This window comes from Pseudomonas sp. 1L-E-NC-VB-C3, from assembly GCF_057291535.1.
Genome location: NZ_JBXAWD010000011.1, coordinates 188,586 through 214,679 on the forward strand (window position 1 = coordinate 188,586; position 26,094 = coordinate 214,679).

The following is a 26,094-nucleotide window of genomic DNA, read 5'->3' on the forward strand; positions in this document are numbered from 1 at the left end:
GGTAATGCGCGATGCCTGAGTCTGGTGATGATTGCTGTGGGAGCGAGCCTGCTCGCGAAAGCTTTTTGTCAGTTAACTCCTAGGCTGAGTGAGCTACCGCATTCGCGAGCAGGCTCGCTCCCACAGGGGAGATATCTGCAGATCTGGACAAAATCAGTTGTGCCGCCTTCTCGGCAATCATCAGCGTAGGCGAACAGGTGTTGCCCGAGGTGATGCGCGGCATGATCGACGCATCGGCAACGCGCAGACCCGGCACACCATGCACGCGCAATTGCGCATCGACCACCGCGTCACCGTCATTGCCCATGCGACAGGTGCCGACCGGATGGAAAATCGTCGTGCCGATCTTCGCCGCCGCTTCATGCAATTGTTCTTCGCTTTGCAAGCTGTCGCCGGGCAGGTATTCGACCGGTTTGAACGCTTGCAGGGCAGGGGCGCTGACGATGCGCCGGGTCAGACGAATGGCATCGGCGGCGACGCGCAGATCTTCTGGATGGCTGAGGTAATCGGGCTGGATCAGCGGCGCCGCTTGCGGATCGGCCGAACGAATCTCGATGCGTCCACGGCTCTGCGGGCGCAGGTCGCACACCGAGGCGGTGAACGCCGGGAAGCTGTGCAGCGGCTCACCAAAACGCTCCAGCGACAGCGGTTGCACGTGATATTGCAGGTTCGCCGAGGTTTGCTCGGGACCGGAGCGGGCGAATGCGCCCAACTGACTCGGCGCCATCGACAACGGCCCGCTACGGTCATACAGATAACGCAAGCCCATGCCCATCTTGCCCCACACGCTGCCGGCGATCTGGTTCAGGGTGCGGGCGTTTTCCAGTTTGTAGATCAGGCGCAGTTGCAGGTGATCCTGCAGGTTGCCGCCGACGCCGGGCAGCTCATGAATCACGCCTATCCCTACGCGTTCGAGCAGCGGCCGCGGACCGATGCCGGAGCGCTGCAGAATGCTCGGCGAGCCGACTGAACCGGCGCACAAAACAATCTCCTTGCGCGCCTTGAACTGTTTGATCTGACCTTCATGCTGCGCGCTGACTTTCGCCGCGCGGCCGTTCTCCAGCAACACACGATCAACCTCGACGCCGGTCAGCACAGTCAGGTTCGCCCGACTGCGCAGTGGTTTCAAAAAGGCCTTGGCCGCGTTCCAGCGTACCCCGGCTTTCTGGTTGACCTGAAAGTAACCGCAGCCCTCGTTGTCGCCCTGGTTGAAGTCATTGATGCTGGCGATGCCGCTTTGCTCGGCAGCGCTGCGAAAGGCATCCAGAATCGGCCACGACAGGCGCTGCTGTTCGACCCGCCATTCACCCTGATCGCCATGAAACTCGGCGCCGCCGGCAAAGTGGTTTTCGCTCTGTTTGAACAGCGGCAGCACATCCTTCCAGGCCCAGCCCGGATTGCCTGCGGCCGCCCAGCCGTCATAGTCGCCGGCCTGGCCGCGCATGTAGATCATGCCGTTGATCGACGAACAGCCGCCCAGCACCTTGCCGCGCGGATAACTCAGCGCGCGGCCATTGAGGCCCGGTTGTTGTTCGGTTTTGAAGCACCAGTCGGTGCGCGGATTACCGATGCAGAACAGGTAACCCACAGGAATGTGAATCCAGGCGTAGTTGTCGCGTCCGCCGGCTTCGAGCAGCAATACCCGTTGCTGTGGATCCGCTGAGAGCCGGTTGGCCAGCAAGCAACCGGCGGGGCCGGCGCCGACCACGATGTAGTCGAATTCATCCAGGGACGTCTGCATGCCCTGACCTCGCTTTTTGTTTTTATTGTCGGACACTCTAGTTGTTAGCTTTCGTTAAAAGAATGTTAGTTTTTGCGCAGCCGCTGTGCGTTTTCAAACAGCGTGTAACGACGATAGCCGACAAGGACCCGCCATGTTCGACTGGAACGACCTGCGCTTTTTTCTCGAGCTGCAACGCAGCGGCCGCTTGCTCACTGCCGCGCGCCGGCTCAACACCACCCACGCGACAGTGGCGCGGCATATTGAATCGATCGAGAAAAGCCTCGGCACTGCGCTGTTCGTCCAGCACGCCCAAGGCTATGAAATGACCCCGGCGGGGGAGGCCTTGCTAAAGCACGCCGAAGCGATGGAAAACGTCGCGCTGCTGGCGCAGGAAGAAATCACCCAGTCCACCGCGCCGCTGGGCAAGATCCGCGTCGGCGTCACCGAAGGCCTTGGCATCAAGTTTCTCGCCAGTCGCATGATTGGCTTGTTCGAGCGTTATCCGGGATTGGAGGTGGAACTGGTTGCAGTGCCGCGCTTTGTCAGCATCCTCAACCGTGAAGCGGAGATCAGCATCCACCTCGAACGGCCATCCGCCGACATGCTGGTCACGCGCAAGCTCACTGACTATCGACTCGCGCTTTACGCCAGCCAGACCTACCTCGACAAAGCGCCACCGCTGCATAGCCGCGAGGACCTGGGCCGACATGCGTGGATCGGTTACGTCGACGATCTGCTGTTCAGTCAGGAACTGATGTTCCTCAACAGCTTCTGCCGCAGCCCGCGCGTGGTCTTTCACAGCACCAGCGTCATCGCCCAGCAGGAAGCGGCGCGCTCGGGGTTGGGCATCGCCGTGCTGCCGTGTTACATGGCCGCGTCCGACCCGGATCTGGTGGCGCTGCTGCCGGATGAAAGCATCGAACGCAGCTACTGGATCAGCACGCGGCGGGAGTTGCACAAATCGGTGCGGCTGCGGGTGGTCTGGGATTATGTGGTGGGGTTGTGTGAGGCGGAGCAGGGGTTGTTGCTGGGAAGATCTCAGGTTGGCTCCTCTTTTGCTTGAAAGCGCCAAGGACTTTTAGCAATGGATAGCAGCAATGAGGGAATGGCTTACCGTTCGCGACATCAATCCGGACACCATGAAGGCCATCAGTGACGGCGTCTTACAGCATGGCCGAGCCTTGTCCGAGGCTCGCGGCGGACAAGCTGAGGCCATCGCCTGTTCGCTGATGGAGAACGGGGCACTAATCGGCGGCGCTTCCGGTAGAACCGAATTCAGGCGTCTGTTTGTCAATTACCTGTGGATCAACGCGCAATGGCGTGGAACCAGGCTGGGTACTCAGGTGTTGCACAAGCTTGAGGCATTAGCGGTTGAAAGAGCATGCGTAGATGCGTTGATCGAAACACTGGATGACGACGTCGCCCGTTGGTACACCCGCTGCGGATACCGATTGATCGCGCACGTGCCTGAGTACTGCGGCCCGTGGAGTCGCCATACGCTGTTGAAAGTGCTTGTGACAACGGGTGCTCCCTCAGGGCTTAATTCGGCGTCCCATACGGAAGTTGGTAACTACTGAAGGCGGGAGTTTGTCCATTGTGCTGCCGCGCTCATTATCGATGCACGGCTGCCAGTGCACTGATTCGCGACCGGTCTTCAAGACCAATCAATGACTCATTTCTCAAATCAAAACCTCAAACCCTGCACTACCCACCACCTTTCCGTTAATCATCACCTGCACTCCATGCCGGCCGGCAAAATGCTTGCGTGTCGTGAAATCCTTGATGACCTGTCTGCGCTGCACAAGCGCCACCCCAAACCCCGGCAATTCCACCGTCTTCAACTTGAATACCTTCCTCGAAACCCCGCCATTCGCCTTCACATACTCAATCGCATAGTCGATCACCAGCCGCTGTTCATGCGCCACCGTCGACTTCACCGTAAACGACAACGTAATCGCGTCCCCCAAACTCACCATCGCCGGCTCAACCCGGGCATCCGACAACTCAACCTCAGCCTTCGCCCCCGCGCCAATCACCGTCAGCGCGCGCACGTTGCCCTGTTTGATCAAGCTGCGCAGCGCATGCTTGGCAATCCAGGCGGTGTGCTTGTTATCCAGCGACCAACCTTCAATCGTGTCCAACACCCACTCCGGATGCACTTTCGTCACATCATTCAAATGATTCGCCACGGACTTGCGCACGTACAAGCTCTCATCCGCCTTCAACCGATTCAGTATCCCGGCGGCCAGCAGCGGATCCGCTTGTACCGCTTCCAACCGAAAGGACCACGGCAGGCGAGGGCGGCTGCCTTCGCTGGCTAGTCGGCGGACGTGATGGTTTTCTTCGCGGGTCCAGTCATGCATTCGTTCCAGCGAGCGCTCGAGGTCGCTGCGCAGAAAGTAACGGATGGCGAATTCGGAGGAGCCGAAAGTGGTGAAGTATTTCAGGGCATCCATGGAGGTATCGAAGGCGTGCCCGCCATAGCTCGCGACGTAATGCGGCAGGCACATGCTGACGAACCCGCTGTTCAGCCGTGGCGCGAGTTCGAACAGCACTTCGAGGGAATCTTCGTAGTCCAGCGGCAGCACGGCGTGCAGGCTTTCGCTGACACGCGCCATGCGTTGCATCACTGATAATTCAGCGAGTCCGTCCTGGGCGTGTTTGAGAAACGCCTTGGCCTTGAATGCCGGGTACACCGCGCTCATTTCGTCAGCGATGTGCTGCAAGCGCTCGGCGTTGAAGATTTCCTTTAGCGCCGGGGCGGCGGTGTCGGTGGTGCTCATGGTCAGGTCATCGGTGTGCTGATGAACGCGTCGGTGCCTTCTGCGTAGGCGGTGTATTCGGCGATGCGCGCATAGCGCGCGGAGTCGACCTGATCGGGCACGACGAGGTTGGTGAAGCTCCAGGCAACCGCCAGGCTGATGCCGGTCTGGGCGAGGGAGCCGTCGACCGGCAAGTCACTGTGCTCAAGTTCTTTTTCCAGGGCGGTAAACGCGGCGGCGAGTTGGCCTTCAACGCGTTCAACCCAAGGTTGATACTGAATGTCGGCCGGGCGCAAGTTGCGTTCGTAATACAGCTGCACGGCTTTTTCGCAAGCGGCGAGGCTGAGGCCGATCAGACGCAGGGCGTGGGCGCGTTGTGTGAGATCGCTGGGCAGCAGGCTCTTGCCGGAACTGGCTTCGAGGTAGTCGAGGATGAGGGTCGAGTCCATCAGGACCACGCCGTCGTCGAGGATCAGCGTGGGCGCCTTGACCACCGGGTTGATCTGCTGGAATTGCTCGAAGTGGCGGAACACCGAGACCGACTCGTGTTCGAGGTCAATCCCCAGGCATTTGGCGGAGATTGCTACGCGGCGCACGTAAGGGGAGTCGAGCATGCCGATCAGTTTCATGACGCGTTCCTTCAAGTCGAACCGGTGGGAACGCATAACCTAGCCGAGCCTGAGACAATTGTCAGTCGTCGAATCCGGGTTGTTCGTGAATCTCATCGACATTCAGTTCCAGCCGATAGGCCACCGCCACAAACAGCGCCTGACATAAACACAGTGTCGCGCTTAGCGAACGAAAGGCCAGCGCACTGCCTTCATTGACCAGCAACACGCTATTGGCAAGTTTCGCCAGTGGCGACAGAGGGCTGTCGGTGATGATCAGGGTATTGGCGTCCTGACGCTGCGCGAATCGCAGGCAGTGCTGGGTTTCCTTGGCGTAGGGCACAAAACTGATGGCGATGACCAGGTCGTTGGCGCGCACGCTGCGCATTTGCTCGCGATAGCTGCCGCCGATGCCGGAGACGAGATGAATGCGCTTCTGGGTGTGCTGCAGGTTGTAAACCAGATAATCGGCGACGGCGAACGAACGGCGGACCCCGACCACATAGATGTCGTCGGCATTGACGATGAGATCGACAGCTTTGTCGAACGCAGCCCCATCCAGTTCGCGGCCCAAACGTTCGATGCCCGATAGCGTTGCGTCGATACACTCGCGGACAAGCTCGCCGCTGTTGGCGGTCTGCGATTTGCTGGCGATCAGGCTGCGGATGCGTTGTTGATAGTTCTGCGCCGGCGTGGCCTTGTGCGTCCAGGCCTGGCGGAACAGCGCCTGCATTTCGCTGAAGCCGCTGAACCCGAAGCGCTGCGAAAAACGCACGATGGCGGACGGATGCACCTCGCATTCACGAGCGATGTCGCTGATGCGGTCGACCATGATTCGCTCGCTCTGCTGGCTAATGTAACTGGCGATACGTTTAAGCTGACGCGGAAGGGCGTCATATTCGTCGCTAATCGTTTGCAGCAGACGCTCGGCAGTGATCGGGGGGCTGGCGAGCGAAAGTTCGTCGGCGGCCGGCAGATCGGGGCGGGGCATAGGACATCCTTCGGGCGGGTTGATCACGCGGTAAGCCTGATCATAGAAGGGCTGCGCGGGCTCTGCCGGGCTGAAACGATGCACCTTGCGAGAATAATTTCCGCTGTCGATGGCGGCATGGTTAGCCGTTTGTCTTCTATATACAGCCGCTGGAGTGAATTTCTTGCTATAAACGCACTCCGATGGCCGTGTGAAGCCTGTGTCAGAGCAGTTTCCTGGTCCTGTCGGACAAATTCCCTGTATTTACAGTTGCTGAGGCCTTGATCGGGCCTTAGACTGCCGCCCCTCGTAAATTGAGTGCCGGGTGGCGTTTGCAATAAAACGATGCCTTTTCGACGGCCGACACGGTTCGCCGAAACGCTCCCTTATTCGCCTTAATGCACGTTTTTTTATAGAGATATCAATGACAAAGGACAAGTTGCTGGCTATGCCGGCAGATGACTACATGAATGCAGAGCAACACGCTTTCTTCACTGAGCTGTTGCAGAACATGAAAGTCGAAACCCACGAGCGCATTGAGCAAAACCGTATCGCCATCGAAAGCCTGGACACCCCGGCTGACCCGGCGGACGCGGCTTCGGTTGAAGAAGAGCGCACCTGGCTGGTCAACGCGATCGATCGCGACCAGCGCATGCTGCCGCAGTTGGAACAAGCTCTTGAGCGCATCAAGGACGACAGCTTTGGCTGGTGCGACGACAGCGGCGAGGCCATTGGCCTGAAGCGTCTGCTGATCAGCCCGACCACGAAGTACTGCATCGAAGCTCAAGAGCGTCACGAGCAGATCGACAAGCACCAGCGTCAGGCCTGATTCTGTGGGGTGACCCTTTCAACAGGGGCGCCTTGAAAAGATCGCAGCCTTCGGCAGCTTCTACACGGAGTTGCGCGAGGCTGCGATCTTTGTTTTTGCTCGTCTGCGATATTTCCCCGTCGTTCCATTGACCTGCCACAGACCCCACGACTAACGGACCATGGATAATGGCGTTGTAGTGGCGTTTAATGCAGTCACAACAATGAGAACAAACGTGGGGTGATCAAGATGACGAGAGATGGATCTCTGGTTGCGGCGCTGCCTGCACCAGTGCTTTTGCCGAAAAACCGCTGGATCGCACCGACCCTGCAAAGCATCGCCCTGATGCTGTTGCTGGCCGGCATGGCCATGGCCGAGTGGTCGCTCTACCTCGGCATGCCGCTGGCGATACTGATTGTCTGGCTGCCGCGCCTGCGTTCGCGCAGCGCTCCTGTTGCTGTCCCGGTCGATAGTGCGAGCGAATTGTCCGCACTGACCCGCGATCTTTCCTACACCACCAGTCACAACGCACTGTCTGCCGCCGGCGTGGCGTTTTCGGTCAAAGCGCTAGCCAGCAAACTTGAATCGCAACTCGACGCGGCGGCGCAGATCGTCAGCAACGCCGAAGTGATGATCGCCACCGAGCAGGCGACTTCACAGCTCAGTCGCGACGCGCTGGACGCCGCCAGCGAAGCGCATCACAGCAGCGCGGCGGGGCGCAGCGAACTGCTCGACTCGATTTCGCGCATGCAGCAACTCAGTCAGCGCGCCAACGCCAGTCGCGAGCTGATCGAGGCCCTGAGTGTGCGCAGCGACGACATTCAGCGGGTGACGCTGGTGATTCAGTCGATCGCCAGCCAGACCAATCTGCTGGCCTTGAACGCAGCTATTGAAGCGGCCAGGGCGGGCGAACATGGTCGCGGTTTCGCCGTGGTCGCCGATGAAGTACGCGGATTGGCGGCACGGACGGCGGCGGCCACGGGCGAAGTCGGTGAGATGGTTGCAGACATTCAGCAGCGCACCGCGCAAGTGGTGGCGCAGATTCGCGAGTTGTCGAGTGATCTGCATACCGGCGTCGAACAGGTCGAGCACACCGGTCAGCATCTGGAGAACATCGCGCGACTTGCCGCCGGAGTGGAAACCCAGGTCAGCGAAATCGCCCGTGGCGCGCAAACCAATCGCGAGCAGCTTGATGCGCTGTTCAGCGCGATTGAGCAAATGCGTAGCGATCTGGCGATCAGCGATCAGCAGACCCGCCGCCTCGCCGAGGCGGCGGTGCAGATGGAAGGGCAGGCGGAAACCATCAGCGAACGCTTGGCCGAAGTCGGTCTGGACGACTATCACCAGCGCATTTATGACCTGGCGCGCGAAGGTGCGAGCCTGATCGCAGCGCGCTTCGAAGCTGATGTCGAGCAGGGGCGGATCAGCCTGGATGATTTGTTCGATCGCAGCTACCAGCCGATTCCGGGTACCGAACCAGCCAAATTTCAGACCAGGTTTGATCAGTACACAGATCAGGTCTTGCCCGCGATTCAAGAGCCTCTGTTAGCGCGTCATGAAGGTTTGGTTTTCGCGATCGCCTGCACGCAGCAGGGTTATGTGCCGACGCATAACCAGGCATTCAGCCAGCCGTTGACCGGTGATGTGCAGGTCGACACGGTAAATAACCGCACCAAACGCAAATTCGCTGACCGCACGGGCATCCGTTGCGGCAGCCATCAACAACCAGTTTTGCTGCAGACTTACACGCGCGATACGGGTGAGCTGATGCATGATCTTTCGGTGCCGATCATGATCAAGGGCCGGCATTGGGGCGGATTGCGGCTGGGCTACAAACCGGAGAATCCACGCTGAGATTGTTACCGTTGACGCAATGAATCTGTGCACGGCGGTTGCTGTTTCCTCTCGAAGGAAAGCTTTAACCTGACGACTTAGTTAGGTAGCTAATTATTTCGGAGGGCACATGCAGTGCAGGGTGGATGTGGCAGTGATGATCGGCAGCGGCGTTCCGGCCGGCTTACGCGCGATGGGGCGCAGTGTGTGCTGGGTGGTTTTGCTCAACGGGGAGCGACGCGGCACAGCCTTCGCCAGTCGCGATGAAGCGGAGGAGTGCAAGGCTGCCTGGCTCGAACAACTGAACATCGAGCCCGGCGACAGCCTGCACTGATCGACCTTATTTACCGCGATGCAGGCGCACGTTCAGCTCATCGACAATTACCGCTTCTTCGCCGTCCTCACGCAGCCACTCTTTTAGTAGTTGCGCCTGTTGGGGCGTCCAGAAATCGGCATCGATCAATTTGATATCAGATTTCAAAGGGTGGGCTTCGACAAAATTATTGATCGACGCTTCATCGGCTGGTAGGCCCAGCTGTTCGAAAAGGGTGGTCAGGTTAAGCTCGGTTGGCAGTTCCATCATCTACTCCTGGGTTGGTGCCGGTACGGCTTGTTCGTTCACTCCCTTATCAGAGGCAGGCGCTGGCGCGGAGTTCGATTTTTGATTCAAGCGAGCGGGCGAGGGCGCAGGCTTCGTTGTGATTGCCGCGGAAACCTCTGACACGTCCCGTGGATATCTCCTTGATGTGAAAGAACGCAATACCTGCCGGCACCACTTGAAAGTGCGGGGTTCGATGATTGTTAGAAGATGTCGGAAGGTTGTCGAGGTCGGCAACCTTCATCGTCAGAGATGGGGTGATTCGCGCGTCAGCCGACGTGGCAAAATGAGTCAAAGTGCACATATGAAGTCCTTTTCATCAGTCGGCCGGGATTTAACGGCCGTTGCGGGTAGTCGTAATGAGCATCGCTGCTCTAGAATCGCCAGTACCTGTTGACGACCGGGCTTATCTAAAGCAATTTTTCGCCAGCGATATGTCGGAAAAGTGCTTTTTTTCGTGAGAAATTTCCCTGAAGTTCGTAGTCAGAATTGCTCTAGTCGCACTTGAGGCGTTTTCCTTCAAGCTTTGGCGATTTCAGAGCAGGTTTCACTAATGACAATCCAGTAGTCTACGAACCTCGCGATTCAAGAGTGCTTTGCTCGCTTCGGGTGTTTGAATGTATTTGCAGTTTTCATCGGCCTGGCCGTTTCTTTGCCGTGGGCGTTTTTCGCTGCGCGGTTTTTCAAATGTGGGGATGTTTCTTTGGCAGTCAGTAACCTCGATATGCATGCTTTGTTCGTGCTGGGTGATTTGCGTGCAAAGCTGGTCAAGCAATTCCAATCACGTTTTGTTTACATCACCGAGCAAAACGCCGAAGGCATTTACATCGCCGAAATCGACACCGAAAGTGCATTGGTAGTCGATGACAAACCGGGACTCAAACTCAAGGTTGGCGACCATTTCATCGCGTCAGTTTTGCCCAGCCGTGAAGGCGGCAAGATGGACATTCGTTTTCGCGACATCAAACTGACGGTCTACGGCTTGGGCGATTACGCCTTTGTCAGCACGGCCGACGGTCACGCGATCCTGTTCAGGGAAGGCCATAGCGTCGTCACCGTGTTCGCCGCCAATGAGCAGCTGCAGGAAGGTTTGACCAAAACCCTCAAAGCCGTCACTGCCAAAGCCGCCAAATGGCGCAAGGGCGAGCTGGTGACCTTCAAGGCCAGCGAGTGAAGCGCGCGGATTTCCATGCGCATAATCTCGACAGCGCACGCGAAGAAGCTCAGCGCTTGTTCGCCCGCAAGGCCGAACTGCAAGGTGCCTGGCTGAGTTGGGTAGCGTCGCAGCTCTATGCATTGCAACCGGCGGCATACGCCAGCATGGTCAGACGTGAGCTGCAAAGCCTGCAGGAAAAGTCTGAAACGTAACACCGCGCGCAGCAGACCCCGAAAAAAGCAGGAACCTCGGCTAAAGTCAGTTGACTGAGTCATTCAGAGGCTTGCGTTTCTGTCAGGCCAACTGCCATTGCTGTGAACAGCACGAGGTGCGATGCATGAACGGATTTCGACGGTTATTGGCCGCCAGCGTGGCCACCTTTGGTTTGCTGACGTCAGCGCAATCGCTGCAGGCGGCACAGGCGCCGGTGCACTTTGCCGACCTGAACTGGGAAAGCGGCAGCCTGATTACCGAGGTGCTGCGGGTTATCGTCGAGAAAGGCTATGGCCTGCCGACCGACACTTTGCCCGGGACCACCATCACGCTTGAGACCGCGCTGGCCAACAATGACATCCAGGTGATTGGCGAGGAGTGGGCCGGACGCAGTCCGGTCTGGGTCAAGGCCGAAGCCGAGGGCAAAGTGGTCGGCCTGGGCGATACGGTAAAAGGCGCCACTGAAGGCTGGTGGGTGCCGGAGTACGTGATCAAGGGCGATCCGGCCAAAGGCATCAAGCCGCTGGCGCCGGATCTGCGCAGTGTCACTGATCTGAAGAAATACAAGGACGTGTTCAAAGACCCGGAAAGCCCGGGCAAAGGGCGTTTCCTCAACAGCCCGATCGGCTGGACTTCGGAAGTGGTCAACAAGCAGAAGCTCACGGCGTATGGCTTGCAGGACGACTACACCAACTTCCGCAGCGGCTCCGGCGCTGCGCTGGATGCCGAGATCAGCTCTTCGATTCGTCGCGGCAAACCGGTGTTGTTCTATTACTGGTCGCCGACGCCGCTGCTTGGCAAATTCAAACTGGTGCAGCTGGAAGAGCCGCCGTTCGATGCCGAGGCGTGGAAGACGCTGACAGATGCCGATAATCCCAATCCGAAACCAACCCGCTCGCTGGCATCGAAGCTGTCGATTGGCGTGTCTACGCCGTTTCAAAAGCAGAACCCGCAAATTGCCGAATTCTTCAGCAAGGTCGATTTTCCCATCGAGCCGCTGAACAAGGCACTGGCGGATATGAGTGACAAGCACACCGCACCTCGTGAGGCGGCGGTCGCGTTCATGAAAGCGCATCCGGACGTGTGGCAGGCCTGGTTACCCAAGGATGTGGCTGACAAGGTGACGGCTGATCTGAAATAACGCGGTCAACGCAGCGCACCGCCGACCGGTCGTGCACGGCCAAAAAATCCGACTAGGATGGTTTGTTCAAATCCCTTTGAAGGATTTCAACCATGACCTTTGTGTTGGCTCAATGGCTGGTGACTGTCTTCGCGGCAATCGGCCTGATGCACGTGTATTGGGCGTTGGGTGGGCAATGGGCGGCTGCGGTGGTGGTGCCGCAGGTGCCGGTGTCGGGCTTCGTGGCCTCGGTACGCCCGGCCTTCAAGCCCTCAGGCTGGCTGACGCTGGCAGTCGCCGCTGCGCTGCTGATAATTGCCGCGCTGGTTTGCATGCGGGTCGGTTGGGGCGTGCCGGCGGTGCAGCACAAGGCACTGCAATGGGTGATCAGCGCAATAGCGTTGTTGATGTTCGCCCGAGCGATCGGTGACTCGAATCTGGTCGGATTTTTCAAGGAAGTGAAAGGTTCGCGATTTGCGCGGCTGGATACCTGGGTGTATTCGCCGTTGTGTGCGCTGCTGGGGGCGGGGTTGTTGGCGGTGGCTTGGGTTTGAGCTGATCCGGAATTGGCGACGCCCCGACTGGCCTCTTCGCGAGCAGGCTCGCTCCCACATGGGAGAGCGGATTCCTGGTGTAGCGATGGCGCCATCACAGGCGCCACATGATCATCAGTTACCACTTTGAGTCTGACGACTGCTCACCTCTGCCGGCACATCATCCCCGGCCATCCGCTTGCGGAACAACGCCGCCCGCGCCAGCAGCAGGGTGGTCACTGGCACGGTGATCGCCAACAGAACCGGAATCAGCCAGGCATGCACCACTGGCCCGGACTTCAGCGCTGAAAAGCAGATGATCGACGCCAGTGCCACACACCAGGCACCGATTGTCGAGGCCAGCGCTGGCGGGTGCATACGCTGGAAGTAATCCTTCATGCGCAGCAATCCGGTTGCGCCCAGCAGGGTAAACACGCCGCTGAGTACCAGCAGCACCGCCACCGGAATCTCGACCCACAAAGACAATTCGGCGTTCATTCGATCACCTCGCCACGCAGCAGGAATTTCGCCAGGGCAAACGAGCCGACGAAGCCGAACAGCGCAATCAACAGCGCCGCCTCAAAGTAGGTATCACTGGCGTAACGAATGCCCAGGGTCAGCATCATCAGCATGGCGACGATGTACAGGTAATCCAGCGCCAGTACCCGATCCTGAGCTGACGGGCCTTTGAACAGACGCACCAGCGTCAGCGTCATCGCCACGCAGTACAGAAAAAGCGTGAGCAGAATGGCATTCGACAGCAATGGGCTCATTCGAAAATCTCCATCAACGGTCGCTCGTAGGTGCTTTTGAAGTGCTCGATAAACTGCGCCTCGTCGTGCAGGTCCCAGACGTGCAGCAACAGAACGCTGCGGTCCAGCGCCAGCTCCGACCATACGGTGCCGGGCACCACGGTGCAGATCATCGCCAGTGCCGCCAGACCATGAGCATCGCGCAGATCCAGAGGCACCTTGATAAAGCATGAGTTGGGCGGGCGCCGTCCGGCGTTGAGTACGCCCCAGGCGACGATCAGGTTGGACATGATCACGTCACGACCGACCAGGAGAAACAGGCGCAGCACGGCCATCGGATTGCGAATGCGCGCACGTTTCGGCCGCAATTTGCGCATCATCAGCGGCGCGGCGAAGCCCAGCGCGGCACCGAGCAGCAGATTGCCCGGGCTGACGGACAGGTTCAGGGTCAGCCACAAGACCCACAGCGCCAGCGATAACCACGGAGCCGGAAACAGTCGATTCATGGCTGCACCTCGAGCATGTCAGCTCTGGCTTGCGGACTCGGCACCGCACGTGTACCGAGAACTGCGAGCACATATTGCTGCGGATTGTTCAGCGCATCGGCCGTAGCCTGGGTGTAGCGCAACAGCGGTTCAGCCTTGAACGTCAGAACAATGCTCAGCCCGAGAAGCAGAAAAATCGGCGCGCATTCGAGTTTGCGCAGCAGTGGTGACGGGCGCTCCTCCGGCGTCCAGAAGCGCTGGATACCCAGGCGAGAGAAGGCCATGAGGGAGGCCAGACCGGTCAGGATCAACAGGGCCAGCAATCCCCATGCGCCGGGAGGCAGCGGCGCCGCAGTGCCAAGTCCCGACGGGTTGAGCAATGCCCCGATCAGGCTGAGCTTGCCGATAAATCCGGAGAGCGGTGGCATGCCGATAATCAACAGCGCGCAGGCAATGAAGCTCAAACCGAGAAAGGCCATGGTCCACGGGATGACCTGACCGACCACGGCTTTCTGTTCGTCGTCGAGGTTGATGCCCTTGGGCGGTTGCAGCGATTCCTGCGGGCGCGGCAGCAGTTCGCTTTCGTCCTCCAGCGGAATTTCGTTGGCCGAGCGCGAGCGCTCGATCAGTTCGGCCAAGAGGAACAGCGCGCTCAGCGCCAGGGTCGAGCTGACCAGATAGAACAGCGCAGCGCCGATCAGGTTCGGCTGGGCGAAGCCGATCGCCGAGAGCAGGATGCCTGCCGACACCAGAATGCTCAGGCTGGCCATGCGCTCCAGGCGTTGCGCGGCGATAATCGCCAGCCCTGCGCAAGCCATGGTCGCCATGCCGCCGTAGATGAGCCAGTCGCCGCCGAAGAATGCCGAGGCGCCGGCCTGACCGGAAAACAGCAGCGTCCACAGGCGCAGCAGGGTGTAGACGCCGACCTTGGTCATGATCGCAAACATCGCCGCCACTGGCGCGCTGGCCGAGGAATAGGCCGGCACCAGCCAGAAGTTCAGCGGCCACATCCCGGCCTTGGCCAGAAACGCTACCGCAAGAATCCCCGCGCCAGCATGCAGCAGGCCACGATCGGCTTCCGGCACCAGCGGAATCTTCATCGCCAGATCAGCCATGTTCAGCGTGCCGGTCACCCCGTAGATCAATGCAGCGCCGATCAAAAACAGTGACGATGCCAACAGGTTGATCGAAATGTAATGCAACCCCGACGACACCCGCGCCCGGCCCGAGCCGTGGAGCAACAAGCCGTAGGATGCGGCGAGCAACACTTCGAAGAATACGAACAGGTTGAACAGATCCGCCGTCAGGAACGCGCCATACAGGCCCATCAGCTGGATCTGGAACAGAGCGTGAAAGCTTGAGCCGGCGCCGTCCCAGCGGGCCATGGCAAACAGCAACGCACTGACGCCGATAACGCCGGTCAGCACCAGCATCAGTGCCGACAGGCGATCAACCACCAGGACGATGCCGAACGGTGCCTGCCAGTTGCCCGGCAGGTACACACCGATGGAGCCGGGCACCCCGGTGGTCTGCGTCCATTGCAGCAGCATCACTGAAATGAACAAGCCGAGGAGGCTGGAGAACAGGTTGATTTTCGCCTTCAGCGGCCGGTGTTTCTCGCCGAGCATCAGCATGATTGCGGCGGTCAGCAGCGGCAGCAGGATCGGTGCAGCGATCAGGTGAGTCATCGCCATCATTCTTTAGGCTCCCGGCCGTCGACATGGTCGGTGCCGGTCAAGCCGCGCGAGGCGAGCAATACGACGAGGAACAGTGCGGTCATGGCGAAGCTGATGACGATCGCCGTCAGCACCAGCGCCTGGGGCAGCGGGTCGGTGTAATGCAGCAAGTCCTGGGTCACGCCGTCCTTGATCACCGGCTCCTTGCCGATGAACAGGCTGCCCATGCTGAAAATGAACAGGTTGACCGCATACGACAACAGACACAGGCCCATGACCACCTGAAAGGTACGCGGGCGCAGGATCAGCCAGACCCCGGACGCGGCGAGAATGCCGATGGCGATTGCGATGACTTCTTCCATCAGACGGCTCCTTTGCTGGCGACTGACTTGGGCAGCGAGGCCGTCTTGTGGCCGCGCACCGATTGGTGGGCGAGGGCGGTGAGAATCAGCAGCGTCGACCCGACCACCACGGCGTACACGCCGATGTCGAAGAACAGCGCACTGGCGATATGGATGTCGCCCAGCACCGGCACGCTGATGTGCCAGGTGTGAGTGGTGAGGAACGGATAGCCGACCAGCATCGCACCGAGACCGGTGGCGGTGGCGAACAGCAGACCGGTGCCCATCCAGCGCAATGGGCGCAGGCTCATTTGCGCCTCGACCCACTGCGTGCCGGCAACCATGTATTGCAGGATAAAAGCCACCGACATCACCAGCCCGGCGACAAAACCGCCGCCCGGCTGATTGTGCCCGCGCATGAACAGGTAAAACGACACCACCAGCGCGACAGGCAGCAGCAGGCGCACTAGCACCGCCGGCACCATCATGAAGCCGAGCGCGGTGTCGCTGGCCGAACGCGGGTTGACCAGATCGGTGACCACGTCGGGCGCGAGCAGGCGTTGCTGCGCCGGCAACTGCAGGCTTTCCTTCGGCGGGCGGAAGCGGCGCAGCAGGGCGAACACGGTGAGCGCCACGGCGACCAGCACGGTGATTTCGCCGAGGGTGTCGAAGCCACGGAAGTCCACCAGCATCACGTTGACCACGTTGCTGCCGCCGCCCTCGGGCAGGGCGCGACTGAGGTAGAAAGAGGAAATATGGTTCGGCGTCTGCCGGGTGAGCATGGCGTAGGACAACAGCGCCATCCCCGCACCGACCGCAATCGACAGCAGCAAGTCGCGCAGACGACGGATACGCGCCTTGCGCAGGCTGCCTGGCAGTGGTGAGACTTCTTCGATGCGTCTCGGCAACCAGCGCAGACCAAGCAGGATCAACACCGTGGTCACCACTTCGACCGCCAGTTGCGTCAGCGCCAGATCAGGCGCGGAGAACCAGACGAAGGTCACGCAGGTCATCAGGCCACAGACGCTGACCATGGTCAGTGCAGCGAGACGGTGATATTTCGCCTGCCATGCGGCGCCGAGCGCACAGGCGATCGCCAACAGCCACAGGGTCACGAAGACGATGGAACCAGGTATTTTCGGCCGGTCGCCCCAGGTCAGCGTGCTGTGCAGCATCGGGATCAGACCGGCGAGCACGGCGGCCGAAACCATCAGGAACAGCTGCATCTGCAAGCGCTTGGTACCCAGGCGCCGCTCGACGCGCCGGGCGATGCGCATCATCACGACCAGACTGCGCTCGAACAAACGCTTGCCGTTGAAGCGGCCGACCAGCGGCGGATACTTGAAATGGCCGAGCTTGAACTGCTTGCGCAGCAGCAGATAGAGGATGATGCCGCCGGACATGGCGATCAGGCTCATGATCATCGGTGCGTTCAAACCGTGCCAAATGGCCAGGCTGTATTCCGGCAACTCACCACCGACCACCGGCAGTGCCGCAGCGGCGAGTAATGGCCCGACGATCTGCGCCGGGAAAATCCCCACCAGCAGACAGGTGAAGACCAGCAACTCGACCGGGGCGCGCATCCAGCGCGGCGGCTCGTGCGGCGTGTGTGGCAGGTCAGTGGCGGTGGGGCCGAAGAACACGTCGACGGTGAATCGCAGGGAGTAGGCGACGCTGAACATGCCGGCGATGGTCGCGACGATTGGCAGACTGGTCTCGACCCACGCGGTGGCGTTGATGAACACGGTTTCGGCGAAGAACATTTCTTTCGACAGGAAACCGTTGAGCAGCGGCACGCCGGCCATTGAGGCACTGGCGACCATGGCCAGCGTCGCCGTATAGGGAATCAGTTTGATCAGACCGCTGAGCTTGCGGATATCACGGGTGCCGCTTTCGTGGTCGATGATGCCGGCGGCCATGAACAGCGAAGCTTTGAACGTCGCGTGGTTGAGAATGTGAAAAACTGCTGCCACTGCGGCCAGTGAACTATTGAGGCCCAGGAGCAAAGTGATCAGACCGAGATGGCTGATGGTCGAATAGGCCAGCAAACCTTTGAGATCGTTCTGGAACATCGCGCAGTACGCGCCAAGCAACAGTGTACAGGCGCCCGCTCCGCTGACGATGTAGAACCATTCCTCACTGCCGGACAGCGACGGCCACAGACGTGCCAAAAGGAAAACCCCGGCCTTGACCATGGTCGCCGAGTGCAGATAGGCCGAGACGGGCGTCGGTGCCGCCATCGCGTGGGGCAGCCAGAAGTGAAACGGGAATTGCGCGCTTTTGCTCAGCGCGCCGATCAGGATGAGTGGCAAAAGAACAGGGTAGAGGGCATGTGCACGAATCAGATCGCCGGCGGCCAGGACCTTGTCCAGGTCATAGCTGCCGACGACATGGCCGAGAATCATGACCCCCGCCAGCAGACATAACCCGCCGGCACCGGTGACCATCAGCGCCATATAAGCCCCGCGCCGTGCATCGGCGCGGTGGTGCCAGTAGCCGATCAGCAGAAACGAAAAGAGGCTGGTCAGCTCCCAGAAGAACACGATCTGAATCAGGTTGCCGGAGATCACCAGCCCGAGCATGGCGCCCATGAACGCCAGAAAAAATGCGAAAAAACGCGGCACCGGATCGTCCGGCGACATGTAATAACGGGCATATAAGGAGACAAGTGTGCCGATGCCGAGCACCAGCATCGAGAACAGCCAGGCGAAGCCGTCCATGCGCAAAATGAAGTTCAGCCCGAGGCTGGGCAACCACATGAATTCTTCGCGGATCACGCCACCGTGGGCGATTTGCGGGTACAGCATTGCGACCTGAACGGTGCCGATCAAAGCGACCAGACCCGCCAGCAGCGATTCGGCATTGCGCGCATTGTGCGGCAGCACCGCTGCCAGACAGCTGCCGATGAACGGCAGAAGCAGTAGAACTATCAGGGACATAGGCTTCTAATCTGCGGAAGTTTGTGAAGCATCATACGTGCCAGCTCCCTGATCACCAAACGCGAGGATGTCTCAGAATCCTACAAAGTAGTCTGGAATTTTGTGTTTGGCGTTGTTTCAGAGGCAACAATGGTGCGGCGCTTTCGCGAGCAGCCAGAAAAGATTGCGGGTCACGCCTGCGTTTCCCGCTCCAGCTCAGCTTCTGCCTCGGTGGTCCTTCCCTTGGTCTTCAACTCACTGACAATCACCGCCGCCACAATCAGCCCGGCGCCCACCAGTGCAATCGCCGGCAAGCGCTCTCCGGCAATCCGTCCGACAATCCCGGCCCACACCGGTTCACCGGCATAGATCAACGTCGCCCGAGTCGGCGAAACACTCTTCTGCGCCCAGTTCATCGCCACCTGAATCGCCGCACTTGCTGCGCCCAGACCCAAAGCGGTCACCAGCAACAACCAGGAAAATTCCGGAATCACTTCACCGGTCGGGACCACAAGCAAGAACGACAACACCGCCGTCACCGCCAGTTGCACCACCGTCACCCGCCGCACATCAACCTGCCCGGCGAAAGTGCTGATCAAAATGATTTCAGCAGCAATCGCAACGGCGCTGATCAAGGTCGCGATTTCTCCCGGACTGAAATTCAACGCCGCCCCCGAGGGGCCGGACAACAACATCAGTCCGGCAAACGCCATCATGATCCCGATACTTGGCATCAACCCCGGACGCCGTCCCAGAACCAGCCATTGCAGCAGCGGCACAAACGGCACATACAGCGCGGTAATGAACGCCGACTGGCTGCTCGGAATACTTTGCAGCCCGACCGTCTGAAGGCCGTAACCGAGCATGATCGCCACGCCGATGAACGACCCGGCCTTCACTTCGAACAAGGTCAGTTCGCGCAGATGACGCCAGGAGAACATCGCCACGATCGCCGCCGCGGCCGCAAAGCGCAGGCCGACAAAAAACATCGGGCCGCTGACCGTCATGGCATGTTGCACAATCAGAAACGTGCCGCCCCAGATCATGGTGATCAGCACCAGCACGCACTCGGCTTTGCTGAAGCGGGAAAAGCGGATTCGGGACGCAGAATTGTTTGGCGGCATCATGACCTTGCGCACATTAAAAGGGAGGCCGCACAATGCCGCCAACGTTGCGCAGTATACTGCCCAACTCCACCGAGTGAGCAATATAGTGCACAAAGATTCGACCCAGCGAGCCTCCGTCCTGCAACACGTCAGCCAGAACGTTCGACGCCTGCGCCATGCGGCGGATATGAGCCAGACCGCACTGGCGGAAAAGTCCGGGGTCAGCCGACGGATGCTGGTGGCGATCGAGGCGGGGGAAAAGAATGTCAGCCTGACCACGCTTGATCGCGTCGCCGAAGCGCTCGACGTTGCGTTCAGTGATCTGATCCAGGCGCACGATGCGCGCGACCCGAGCCGGATCAATGAGGTTGCCTGGGCGGGCACGATTCCCGGCAGCAGAGCCGTGCTACTGTCCAAAGCCACCGCGAGCCGCGAAGTCGAGCAATGGGAGTGGTGCCTGCAACCGGGCGAAGTTTATCCATCACAACCGGACGCCGATGGCTGGAGCGAGCAGATCTACGTATTTGAGGGTTGCCTGACGCTGATGCTCGGCGATCAGGCGCAGCACATCAATAAAGGAGAGTTTTTCATGTTCGCCAGCAATCAACCGCATGCCTACCGCAACGATGGCGATGTGGCTGCGCGGTTCGTGCGTAATGTGGTGATCTGAATGGAGCAGCCTGCGGACATTCTGATCATCGGCGGCGGCCTTAGCGGCACGATGCTGGCGGTGCAGTTGCTACGTCTGCCTGGACAACGGAGAACTGTGATCATCGAGCCTCGTCCTGAACTGGGCCGGGGCGAGGCTTACAGCGCAGTCGAGTTGGGACATACGCTGAACGGCAACGCGGCGCGGATGAGCGTCGATCCGGATAATCCTGATGATCTGACGCAGTGGTTGACCGCGCATATTGCCGATGGCGGCTGGCCGGAATCTGCCGAGCAGGACGTGCCGGTCAGTGAACTGTTTCCGCCGCGCGGCCTGTTCGGGGTCTATGTGCAACAGCGTCTGGCTGAGGCCCGGGCGGTGGGCGCGCTGCAAGGTTCGACCGTTGAACATATTTGTGCTGAAGCCGTCGACTTGCAAAGCGGGACCGGCTCAATGCAGCTCACCTTGAGCGATGGCCGGATTTTGCGTGGATCGCTGGCAGTGCTGGCCACTGGCATGTTTCCCGCCGCCCGCACGCCGCAGACGCACTCCAGTGGCCTTAATGCCGCCGCGCTTGATCCCTGGGATGTGGCGGCCATGCGCGAACTCGACCCGCAGTCCACCGTGGTGATCATCGGCTCCGGTCTGACCATGGTCGATGCCGTGGTGTCGCTGGAGCAGGCCGGGCATCGCGGGCCGATCGAGGTATTCTCCCGGCATGGCCTGCTGCCGCACGTGCGCCGTCAACCGCCGGCCTGGGTGGATTTTCTGGCAGCAGATCACAGCATCCGCACGCCACGCCAGTTGGTGCGCGAATTGCGCCGACATTGTCGCGACGCAATCGCCCAAGGCATCGACTGGCAGGCGCCGCTGGATACGGTTCGCGCGCATATCGCGCGGTTGTGGAGTCAGGCGACTGACGTGCAGCGTCGACAATTCGTACGGCATGTACGGCCATGGTGGGAGAGTCACCACCATCGTTCGCCGCCACTGAGTGCCGAGTTGATCGAACGGCTGCACAAGGAAGGACGCTTGCGCATTCACGCCGCGTCATTCAAGGGCATTGAGCCCGGCTCTGGCGATGCTGTGACCATTCGCATCCGTCCTCGGGGTGAGGCTGAAACATCTACTGTGAGTGGTGCGGCGCTGATCAACTCCAGCGGTATTGAATACGACTGGCGGCGAGTCGCACGACCGTTGCCACAGCAGTTGCTGGCGCGGGGGCTGGTGCGGCCGGGGCCGTTGGCGCTGGGGATCTCGGCAAAGGACGGCGCAGTGGTGGGTGCCGAAGGGCGCGTGAGTAGTCAGCTGTTTGCCATGGGACCGCCGTTGCGCGGGATGTGGTGGGAGAGTACGGCAGTGACGGACGTCGCTGCGCAGGCCAAAGCGTTGGCTCGGCGGTTGGTGGATAGCCTGAGAGACTGATGTGTTTTTCTTGGGCCTCTTCGCGAGCAGGCTCGCTCCCACAATGGGATTCAGGTTGTGACTACAATTTGCGGCACACCATAAATCCTGTGGGAGCGAGCTTGCTCGCGAAAGCGTCATCTGATTCAACGTCTCTGTTGAATGAAAGACCGCTATCGCTGGCAAGCCAGCTCCCACATTGGGCTTTTGTGACGGCTTGAGATTATGCGACGACCCGGTAGCAAGGCACATACGCCGCGCCACCCGGAAGTTTCATCCGGTGCTGGGCGACGAAGGCTTTGAGCAGTGCATCAAGCGGCTGCATGATCGCCGCATCGCCACGGATCTGATACGGCCCGTGCTCTTCGATCAGGCGAATGCCCTTGTCCTTGACGTTACCGGCGACGATCCCGGAAAACGCCCGGCGCAGGTTGGCGGCCAGTTCATGCGGTGGCTGGTCGCGGTGCAGTTTCAGGTTGGCCATGTTTTCGTGGGTCGGATCGAACGGACGCTGAAAGCCCTCATCGATCTTCAACAGCCAGTTGAAATGGAACGCATCGTTACGCTCGCGGCGGAACTGCTTCACCGCTTTCAAGCCTTGAGTCATCTGCCGCGCTACTTCGGCCGGGTCGTCGATGATGATCTCGTAATGCTGCTTCGCCGCTTCGCCGAGGGTCGCGATGACGAACGCATCCAGCTGTTCCAGATACGGCGCGGCATGCTTCGGCCCGGTGAGGATGACCGGGAAGGGCAGGCCTGCGTTGTCCGGGTGCATCAGGATGCCGAGCAGGTACAGGAACTCTTCGGCCGTACCGGCGCCGCCCGGGAAAATGATGATGCCGTGGCCAACACGGACGAAGGCTTCCAGACGTTTTTCGATGTCCGGCAGGATCACCAGCTCATTGACGATCGGGTTCGGCGCTTCGGCGGCGATGATGCCTGGCTCGGTCAGGCCGAGGTAGCGACCGCCGTGAATGCGTTGTTTGGCATGGGCAATGGTCGCGCCCTTCATCGGGCCTTTCATCACGCCAGGGCCGCAACCAGTGCAGATGTCGAGGCTGCGCAGGCCCAGTTCGTGGCCGACTTTCTTGGTGTATTTGTATTCTTCGGTATTGATCGAGTGGCCGCCCCAGCACACCACGATCTTCGGCTCGACGCCCGGGCGCAGGGTGCGCGCGTTGCGCAGCAGGTGGAACACGTAGTCGCTGATGCCTTGGGAATTGCTCAGGTCGATGCGCTGGCTGTCGAGTTCGTTCTCGGTGTAGACGATGTCGCGCAGGGCGCTGAAGAGCATTTCGCGGGTGCTGGCGATCATCTCGCCGTCGACGAACGCGTCGGCCGGAGCGTTCAGCAGCTCCAGGCGTACGCCGCGATCCTGTTGGTGAATACGGATTTCGAAGTCCTTGTAGGCTTCGAGGATGGTCTTGGCATTGTCGACATGCGCGCCGGTGTTGAGGATGGCCAGGGCGCACTGGCGGAAGAGGGTATAAGTGCTGCCGGATCCGGCTTCGCTCAGTTGCTGGACTTCACGTTGAGAAAGGGTTTCCAGACTGCCTTTCGGGCTGACCGAGGCATTGATTACGTGTCGTTGGGTCATGCAGTGATCCTTAAAACGATGTCATCCACAACGCAGCGGATGGCATCCGAATAGTGTGTATCCATGAATGAAGATGGCACGATCTGCGCTATACCGCCATGTCCCGTTGGACTTTGAAAAGATGAAAAGGAGCCTCAGCATAGCTAAAACCCGGTGCGATGCGATAATGCGCCGGCGAGTTTTTTCCGTTGCGCGTTTTGTCACTCAAGGAAGTCATTTTCGATGTTCGAGATTCAGCCGATGGACCCCGCTACCTTTCGTCAGCAGACCCGCCGCAGCACGATCATCATCGCCGTGCTGTTTCTGCTGCTGGCCATGCTGTTTTCGTCTGTCGCGGTGGCGGTATTTGGCGAGCCCGATGGGGATAATCTGCGATTCAACGTGGGCGGGGTATTTGTGGCGTTTCTGCTGACGGCGGCGCTGTTGCGCGGACGTTTCTGGCATCAGACCTGGATGGCCCCGGCGGTGTACAGCTGGCGCCTCAAGCGCAATCTGATGAGCATCACCAATGTGATGCATCAGGTAACAGCGGCGGCGCAGAACAACGATCCGACGGCGATGAAGGTGTTGCGTTTCTACCACTTGGGACTGCTGCAAATGCATGAGCTGGACGGCAACTCCAGCGATCATGGACAACTGCGTGACGAAGTCGCACAGCACAAGGCGCGGATGCAGGCGCTGGGCCTTGATCCTGACCAGCCACGCTTCGATCCGCAGTGGCTGGAAACGTTGAAACCCGCCTCGCGTTAAAACGGAATGCGCCGGGCGCGACGCAGTTTCCACGAGCGCAGCAGTCGTGCGTACACCAACAGGTTGACCGCCAGCACCACGCTGCCAAGTGCCAGTTGAATCTGCGGCGTCAGACCGGCGGGGTAGATGATCGGCCAGATGTAATGCTCAATGAAACCGCCGGCGTATTCGGTCTGCCCGGCCGCGTGGCGCATGAGATTTTCCCAGTAGGTCAACGGACAGGTCAGGTGCAGCACCTCGACCGCTACGCCCCAGGCAGCCGCCGGCAAGTGCAGCCACATCAATCGTGGCCAGCGCAGCACCAGCAGCCCGCCGAACAGTACGAACAAGATGAAACACAAGTGAAACAGCACCAGCCCGTCGGCGGCGATTCGGTACAGCATGGCGTCTTCCTGACGTAAGGGGAGATGGCGCTATGGTACGCCGCGCGGGACAAAATGCGTTGGTGAATCTGGGCGCGCAAAAGTGTTCTACCCTTTAACGATCATCAACTGTTCTGAGGTGAGGTGCACATGGCAACTGAGCAAACGCGTGCGGAAGATGATGAGCCAACGGAAGAAGAAATCGAGCAGCAGAAGAGGCAGGAAAAAACCTGGAAGCATGATGACAGCCGCGAGCTGTCGGACCGCGACCAGGAGCGTCCTCTGAAACCTTGAACAGCGCATACGAAGAGCCCCGCATCAGCGGGGCTCTTCGCGTTTCAGAAGTCTTCCAGCTGCGTGAAATCCGGGTAGGTCGCTCGATACCCCAACGTTCGATCGATCCACGCATTGAGCTCATTGACCATCACCGGCGGATGGCCGGGATATCCCTCGAGGGTGCTGCGCAGGATGCGTTCGATATCGGGCACGCTGTGCAGGTTTCGGGTCTTGATGTAATGGCCGATAAAACAGTCGAGTTCCAGGCGTTCTGTCTTGGACAGATGGACACACTTCAGGCCGCTGACCTGTTTGATTGCAAAATCGTCGCTCACTTATTTCTCTGCAAGGCTTGAAAGTTGTTGATGGATTCCTGATTTCTTTGACTCTTTGGTCAACTGGTATACCAATCGGAAAGGCGGCGCGCATGCTATCCGCAGCGCGGGGAAATGTATGTATGACTGTCGAAATGTCTGACAGGCGGTTGATTCGCTCAAACGGCTGTTTTATGGGGGTTGTATCGCGGTTGAAACACTTTTTGTAACGCGCGGGATTCAGTGACGGGCTCGCTTGATTAACGCAGCAGTGAAGTAATTATTTAGTCGACTCGTTCTATCAATTGCGCACCTTGATTACGCGTATTACCGACCGCTTTGCCGACTTTGTACCATTCGAAGGCATCACTGGGCTCGCCTTCAAACAGCAGCATCTGCTCGGCGCGTTCCAGCGGCGTAGCCGGATCAAGCCATTCCATAGCTCGTGCCGAATCGAAGACCACTGGGCGGCGGTCGTGAATATCGAGCAGGCCGCCCAGGCTGTCAGCGGTGATGATGACGAATCCGTCGTCCTCCCTCGGCGCAACCCCCGGTGCCGGAAACTGGCCGATACCAGCACAGAAAACCGGAGCCTGATCCGCCCGACGAATCAACCAGGGCTGGCGGGATTTTTCCCCGGTATCAACCCATTCAAACCAGTTGTCGACCGGCACAATCAGCCGCTGCCGCCAGATCGCCCGGAAGAACGCGCCGTGGGCGACTTTTTCCACCCGTGCGTTGATGGGCGCGGCACGATCCTTGGCCCAATGCGGCCGCCAGCCCCAGCGCAGATTGTCGGCATGAATGGCCTGTTCGTGCTGGTGCAGAACCGCCAGCGCAGTGGTGGGCGCTGCGTTGTAGCGATTGAGCGGCGCATCGCCAACGTGATTGATCAACGCATCGGGGATGCTGAGCACCGCGACGAAATCGTGAATCCCACGGTACTGCGTGAGTCTTCCGCACATGGCTGAAATCTCCTTGAGGAAATTTGAGTCTAGTCGGACATGCCGACGTGCCTGGCCGATGACGCACTGGAACCAGCACCGGAACCAAACCCTGTGTACCTTATCCAACCTGCGCTCGCGGATAGCCGCGCAGGGATGGACAAAGGCGAGGGAGGTTTGCCATTCGACAACACCA

At 59.7% G+C, this 26,094-nt stretch carries 30 protein-coding genes; 13 read left to right on the top strand and 17 right to left on the bottom strand.

What is annotated here, in order from left to right:
• Positions 1-79 precede the first annotated feature (79 nt).
• On the bottom strand, positions 80-1,741 hold the full coding sequence (locus AC0Z5Z_RS19325) for a GMC family oxidoreductase (RefSeq protein WP_236168655.1): 1,662 nt from the start codon (positions 1,739-1,741) through the stop codon (positions 80-82).
• Positions 1,742-1,874: 133 nt separating this feature from the next.
• Here AC0Z5Z_RS19325 and AC0Z5Z_RS19330 point away from each other — a divergent pair, with 133 nt between their 5' ends.
• Positions 1,875-2,786 carry a LysR family transcriptional regulator gene (locus AC0Z5Z_RS19330; RefSeq protein ID WP_252867784.1) on the top strand — a complete coding sequence of 304 codons (912 nt, stop codon included), beginning with the start codon at positions 1,875-1,877 and terminating at the stop codon, positions 2,784-2,786.
• A 34-nt stretch (positions 2,787-2,820) separates the two neighbouring features.
• A complete protein-coding gene (locus AC0Z5Z_RS19335) occupies positions 2,821-3,300 on the top strand; it encodes a GNAT family N-acetyltransferase (RefSeq protein ID WP_056789243.1) in 480 nt (159 codons plus the stop codon).
• 102 nt (positions 3,301-3,402) lie between these two features.
• Here AC0Z5Z_RS19335 and AC0Z5Z_RS19340 read toward each other — a convergent pair whose 3' ends face one another.
• The 3 genes from AC0Z5Z_RS19340 to AC0Z5Z_RS19350 all read right to left on the bottom strand — a co-directional run bounded on the left by AC0Z5Z_RS19340 (position 3,403) and on the right by AC0Z5Z_RS19350 (position 6,084).
• Positions 3,403-4,506, bottom strand: a complete 1,104-nt coding sequence (locus AC0Z5Z_RS19340; RefSeq protein ID WP_375122319.1) for a DNA alkylation repair protein — start codon at positions 4,504-4,506, stop codon at positions 3,403-3,405.
• A 2-nt stretch (positions 4,507-4,508) separates the two neighbouring features.
• The gene (locus AC0Z5Z_RS19345; RefSeq protein ID WP_150635039.1) at positions 4,509-5,114 is read right to left on the bottom strand and encodes a glutathione S-transferase; all 606 of its coding nucleotides are present in this window, start codon (positions 5,112-5,114) and stop codon (positions 4,509-4,511) included.
• A 61-nt stretch (positions 5,115-5,175) separates the two neighbouring features.
• The gene (locus AC0Z5Z_RS19350) at positions 5,176-6,084 is read right to left on the bottom strand and encodes a MurR/RpiR family transcriptional regulator (RefSeq protein WP_056789250.1); all 909 of its coding nucleotides are present in this window, start codon (positions 6,082-6,084) and stop codon (positions 5,176-5,178) included.
• A 403-nt stretch (positions 6,085-6,487) separates the two neighbouring features.
• Between AC0Z5Z_RS19350 and AC0Z5Z_RS19355 the strand changes: the two genes are divergently transcribed.
• From AC0Z5Z_RS19355 to AC0Z5Z_RS19365, 3 genes are all read left to right on the top strand, one after another.
• Positions 6,488-6,892: a TraR/DksA family transcriptional regulator gene (locus AC0Z5Z_RS19355; protein ID WP_016775095.1), complete on the top strand. Its 405-nt coding sequence runs from the start codon at positions 6,488-6,490 to the stop codon at positions 6,890-6,892.
• A 609-nt stretch (positions 6,893-7,501) separates the two neighbouring features.
• Positions 7,502-8,725, top strand: a complete 1,224-nt coding sequence (locus AC0Z5Z_RS19360) for a methyl-accepting chemotaxis protein (RefSeq protein ID WP_442962989.1) — start codon at positions 7,502-7,504, stop codon at positions 8,723-8,725.
• A gap of 109 nt (positions 8,726-8,834) precedes the next feature.
• Positions 8,835-9,038, top strand: a complete 204-nt coding sequence (locus AC0Z5Z_RS19365; RefSeq protein ID WP_016775093.1) for a hypothetical protein — start codon at positions 8,835-8,837, stop codon at positions 9,036-9,038.
• A gap of 6 nt (positions 9,039-9,044) precedes the next feature.
• On the opposite strand, the gene AC0Z5Z_RS19370 is transcribed toward AC0Z5Z_RS19365, so the two are convergent.
• The gene (locus AC0Z5Z_RS19370; RefSeq protein ID WP_485611542.1) at positions 9,045-9,284 is read right to left on the bottom strand and encodes a DUF2789 family protein; all 240 of its coding nucleotides are present in this window, start codon (positions 9,282-9,284) and stop codon (positions 9,045-9,047) included.
• A 49-nt stretch (positions 9,285-9,333) separates the two neighbouring features.
• Positions 9,334-9,546, bottom strand: a complete 213-nt coding sequence (locus tag AC0Z5Z_RS19375) for a hypothetical protein (protein WP_236168680.1) — start codon at positions 9,544-9,546, stop codon at positions 9,334-9,336.
• Positions 9,547-10,005: 459 nt separating this feature from the next.
• On the opposite strand from AC0Z5Z_RS19375, the gene AC0Z5Z_RS19380 reads away from it, so the two are divergent.
• The 4 genes from AC0Z5Z_RS19380 (at position 10,006) to AC0Z5Z_RS19395 (ending at position 12,345) form a co-directional block, all read left to right on the top strand.
• Positions 10,006-10,476 carry a hypothetical protein gene (locus AC0Z5Z_RS19380; protein WP_353956552.1) on the top strand — a complete coding sequence of 157 codons (471 nt, stop codon included), beginning with the start codon at positions 10,006-10,008 and terminating at the stop codon, positions 10,474-10,476.
• Positions 10,473-10,670 carry a hypothetical protein gene (locus tag AC0Z5Z_RS19385; RefSeq protein WP_485611543.1) on the top strand — a complete coding sequence of 66 codons (198 nt, stop codon included), beginning with the start codon at positions 10,473-10,475 and terminating at the stop codon, positions 10,668-10,670. The genes AC0Z5Z_RS19380 and AC0Z5Z_RS19385 overlap by 4 nt, the downstream gene beginning before the upstream one ends.
• Positions 10,671-10,795: 125 nt before the next feature.
• Complete coding sequence (locus AC0Z5Z_RS19390) at positions 10,796-11,812, top strand: ABC transporter substrate-binding protein (RefSeq protein WP_236168660.1); 1,017 nt, start codon at positions 10,796-10,798, stop codon at positions 11,810-11,812.
• Between the two features lie 92 nt (positions 11,813-11,904).
• A complete protein-coding gene (locus AC0Z5Z_RS19395; RefSeq protein ID WP_353187595.1) occupies positions 11,905-12,345 on the top strand; it encodes a DUF3995 domain-containing protein in 441 nt (146 codons plus the stop codon).
• 114 nt (positions 12,346-12,459) lie between these two features.
• On the opposite strand, the gene AC0Z5Z_RS19400 is transcribed toward AC0Z5Z_RS19395, so the two are convergent.
• The 7 genes from AC0Z5Z_RS19400 to AC0Z5Z_RS19430 all read right to left on the bottom strand — a co-directional run bounded on the left by AC0Z5Z_RS19400 (position 12,460) and on the right by AC0Z5Z_RS19430 (position 19,623).
• Complete coding sequence (locus tag AC0Z5Z_RS19400; RefSeq protein ID WP_485611544.1) at positions 12,460-12,822, bottom strand: Na+/H+ antiporter subunit G; 363 nt, start codon at positions 12,820-12,822, stop codon at positions 12,460-12,462.
• Positions 12,819-13,097: a K+/H+ antiporter subunit F gene (locus tag AC0Z5Z_RS19405; RefSeq protein ID WP_041480807.1), complete on the bottom strand. Its 279-nt coding sequence runs from the start codon at positions 13,095-13,097 to the stop codon at positions 12,819-12,821. Before AC0Z5Z_RS19405 ends, AC0Z5Z_RS19400 begins: the two co-directional genes overlap by 4 nt.
• Entirely contained in the window at positions 13,094-13,582 is a 489-nt protein-coding gene (locus AC0Z5Z_RS19410) for a Na+/H+ antiporter subunit E (protein WP_041480806.1), read from the bottom strand. Before AC0Z5Z_RS19410 ends, AC0Z5Z_RS19405 begins: the two co-directional genes overlap by 4 nt.
• On the bottom strand, positions 13,579-15,258 hold the full coding sequence (locus tag AC0Z5Z_RS19415) for a monovalent cation/H+ antiporter subunit D (RefSeq protein ID WP_095180236.1): 1,680 nt from the start codon (positions 15,256-15,258) through the stop codon (positions 13,579-13,581). The genes AC0Z5Z_RS19410 and AC0Z5Z_RS19415 overlap by 4 nt, the downstream gene beginning before the upstream one ends.
• Complete coding sequence (locus tag AC0Z5Z_RS19420; protein ID WP_016775082.1) at positions 15,255-15,599, bottom strand: Na+/H+ antiporter subunit C; 345 nt, start codon at positions 15,597-15,599, stop codon at positions 15,255-15,257. Before AC0Z5Z_RS19420 ends, AC0Z5Z_RS19415 begins: the two co-directional genes overlap by 4 nt.
• Positions 15,599-18,517, bottom strand: coding sequence for a monovalent cation/H+ antiporter subunit A (locus AC0Z5Z_RS19425; protein WP_150635048.1), 2,919 nt, complete (start codon positions 18,515-18,517; stop codon positions 15,599-15,601). Before AC0Z5Z_RS19425 ends, AC0Z5Z_RS19420 begins: the two co-directional genes overlap by 1 nt.
• Before the next feature lie 170 nt (positions 18,518-18,687).
• Positions 18,688-19,623: a DMT family transporter gene (locus AC0Z5Z_RS19430; protein ID WP_485611545.1), complete on the bottom strand. Its 936-nt coding sequence runs from the start codon at positions 19,621-19,623 to the stop codon at positions 18,688-18,690.
• Positions 19,624-19,708: 85 nt separating this feature from the next.
• Here AC0Z5Z_RS19430 and AC0Z5Z_RS19435 point away from each other — a divergent pair, with 85 nt between their 5' ends.
• Together AC0Z5Z_RS19435 and AC0Z5Z_RS19440 are read left to right on the top strand one after the other, a co-directional pair.
• Positions 19,709-20,272 carry a helix-turn-helix domain-containing protein gene (locus AC0Z5Z_RS19435; protein WP_041480799.1) on the top strand — a complete coding sequence of 188 codons (564 nt, stop codon included), beginning with the start codon at positions 19,709-19,711 and terminating at the stop codon, positions 20,270-20,272.
• Positions 20,273-21,676, top strand: a complete 1,404-nt coding sequence (locus AC0Z5Z_RS19440; RefSeq protein ID WP_485611546.1) for an FAD/NAD(P)-binding protein — start codon at positions 20,273-20,275, stop codon at positions 21,674-21,676.
• 202 nt (positions 21,677-21,878) lie between these two features.
• Here the strand turns inward: AC0Z5Z_RS19440 and ppnN are convergent, their stop codons facing one another.
• On the bottom strand, positions 21,879-23,252 hold the full coding sequence (ppnN, locus tag AC0Z5Z_RS19445) for a nucleotide 5'-monophosphate nucleosidase PpnN (protein ID WP_073471165.1): 1,374 nt from the start codon (positions 23,250-23,252) through the stop codon (positions 21,879-21,881).
• 222 nt (positions 23,253-23,474) lie between these two features.
• Here ppnN and AC0Z5Z_RS19450 point away from each other — a divergent pair, with 222 nt between their 5' ends.
• Positions 23,475-24,002 carry a DUF3087 domain-containing protein gene (locus AC0Z5Z_RS19450; RefSeq protein ID WP_095180232.1) on the top strand — a complete coding sequence of 176 codons (528 nt, stop codon included), beginning with the start codon at positions 23,475-23,477 and terminating at the stop codon, positions 24,000-24,002.
• On the opposite strand, the gene AC0Z5Z_RS19455 is transcribed toward AC0Z5Z_RS19450, so the two are convergent.
• Positions 23,999-24,385: a DUF2784 domain-containing protein gene (locus tag AC0Z5Z_RS19455; RefSeq protein ID WP_041480792.1), complete on the bottom strand. Its 387-nt coding sequence runs from the start codon at positions 24,383-24,385 to the stop codon at positions 23,999-24,001. The two genes, AC0Z5Z_RS19450 and AC0Z5Z_RS19455, sit on opposite strands and share 4 nt — an antisense overlap.
• 129 nt (positions 24,386-24,514) lie before the next feature.
• Here AC0Z5Z_RS19455 and AC0Z5Z_RS19460 point away from each other — a divergent pair, with 129 nt between their 5' ends.
• Positions 24,515-24,658, top strand: coding sequence for a hypothetical protein (locus AC0Z5Z_RS19460; RefSeq protein ID WP_164488351.1), 144 nt, complete (start codon positions 24,515-24,517; stop codon positions 24,656-24,658).
• Positions 24,659-24,702: 44 nt separating this feature from the next.
• Here the strand turns inward: AC0Z5Z_RS19460 and AC0Z5Z_RS19465 are convergent, their stop codons facing one another.
• Positions 24,703-24,975, bottom strand: coding sequence for a hypothetical protein (locus tag AC0Z5Z_RS19465; RefSeq protein WP_056789279.1), 273 nt, complete (start codon positions 24,973-24,975; stop codon positions 24,703-24,705).
• A 263-nt stretch (positions 24,976-25,238) separates the two neighbouring features.
• Entirely contained in the window at positions 25,239-25,919 is a 681-nt protein-coding gene (locus AC0Z5Z_RS19470; RefSeq protein WP_056789282.1) for an SOS response-associated peptidase, read from the bottom strand.
• Between the last annotated feature and the right edge of the window lie 175 nt (positions 25,920-26,094).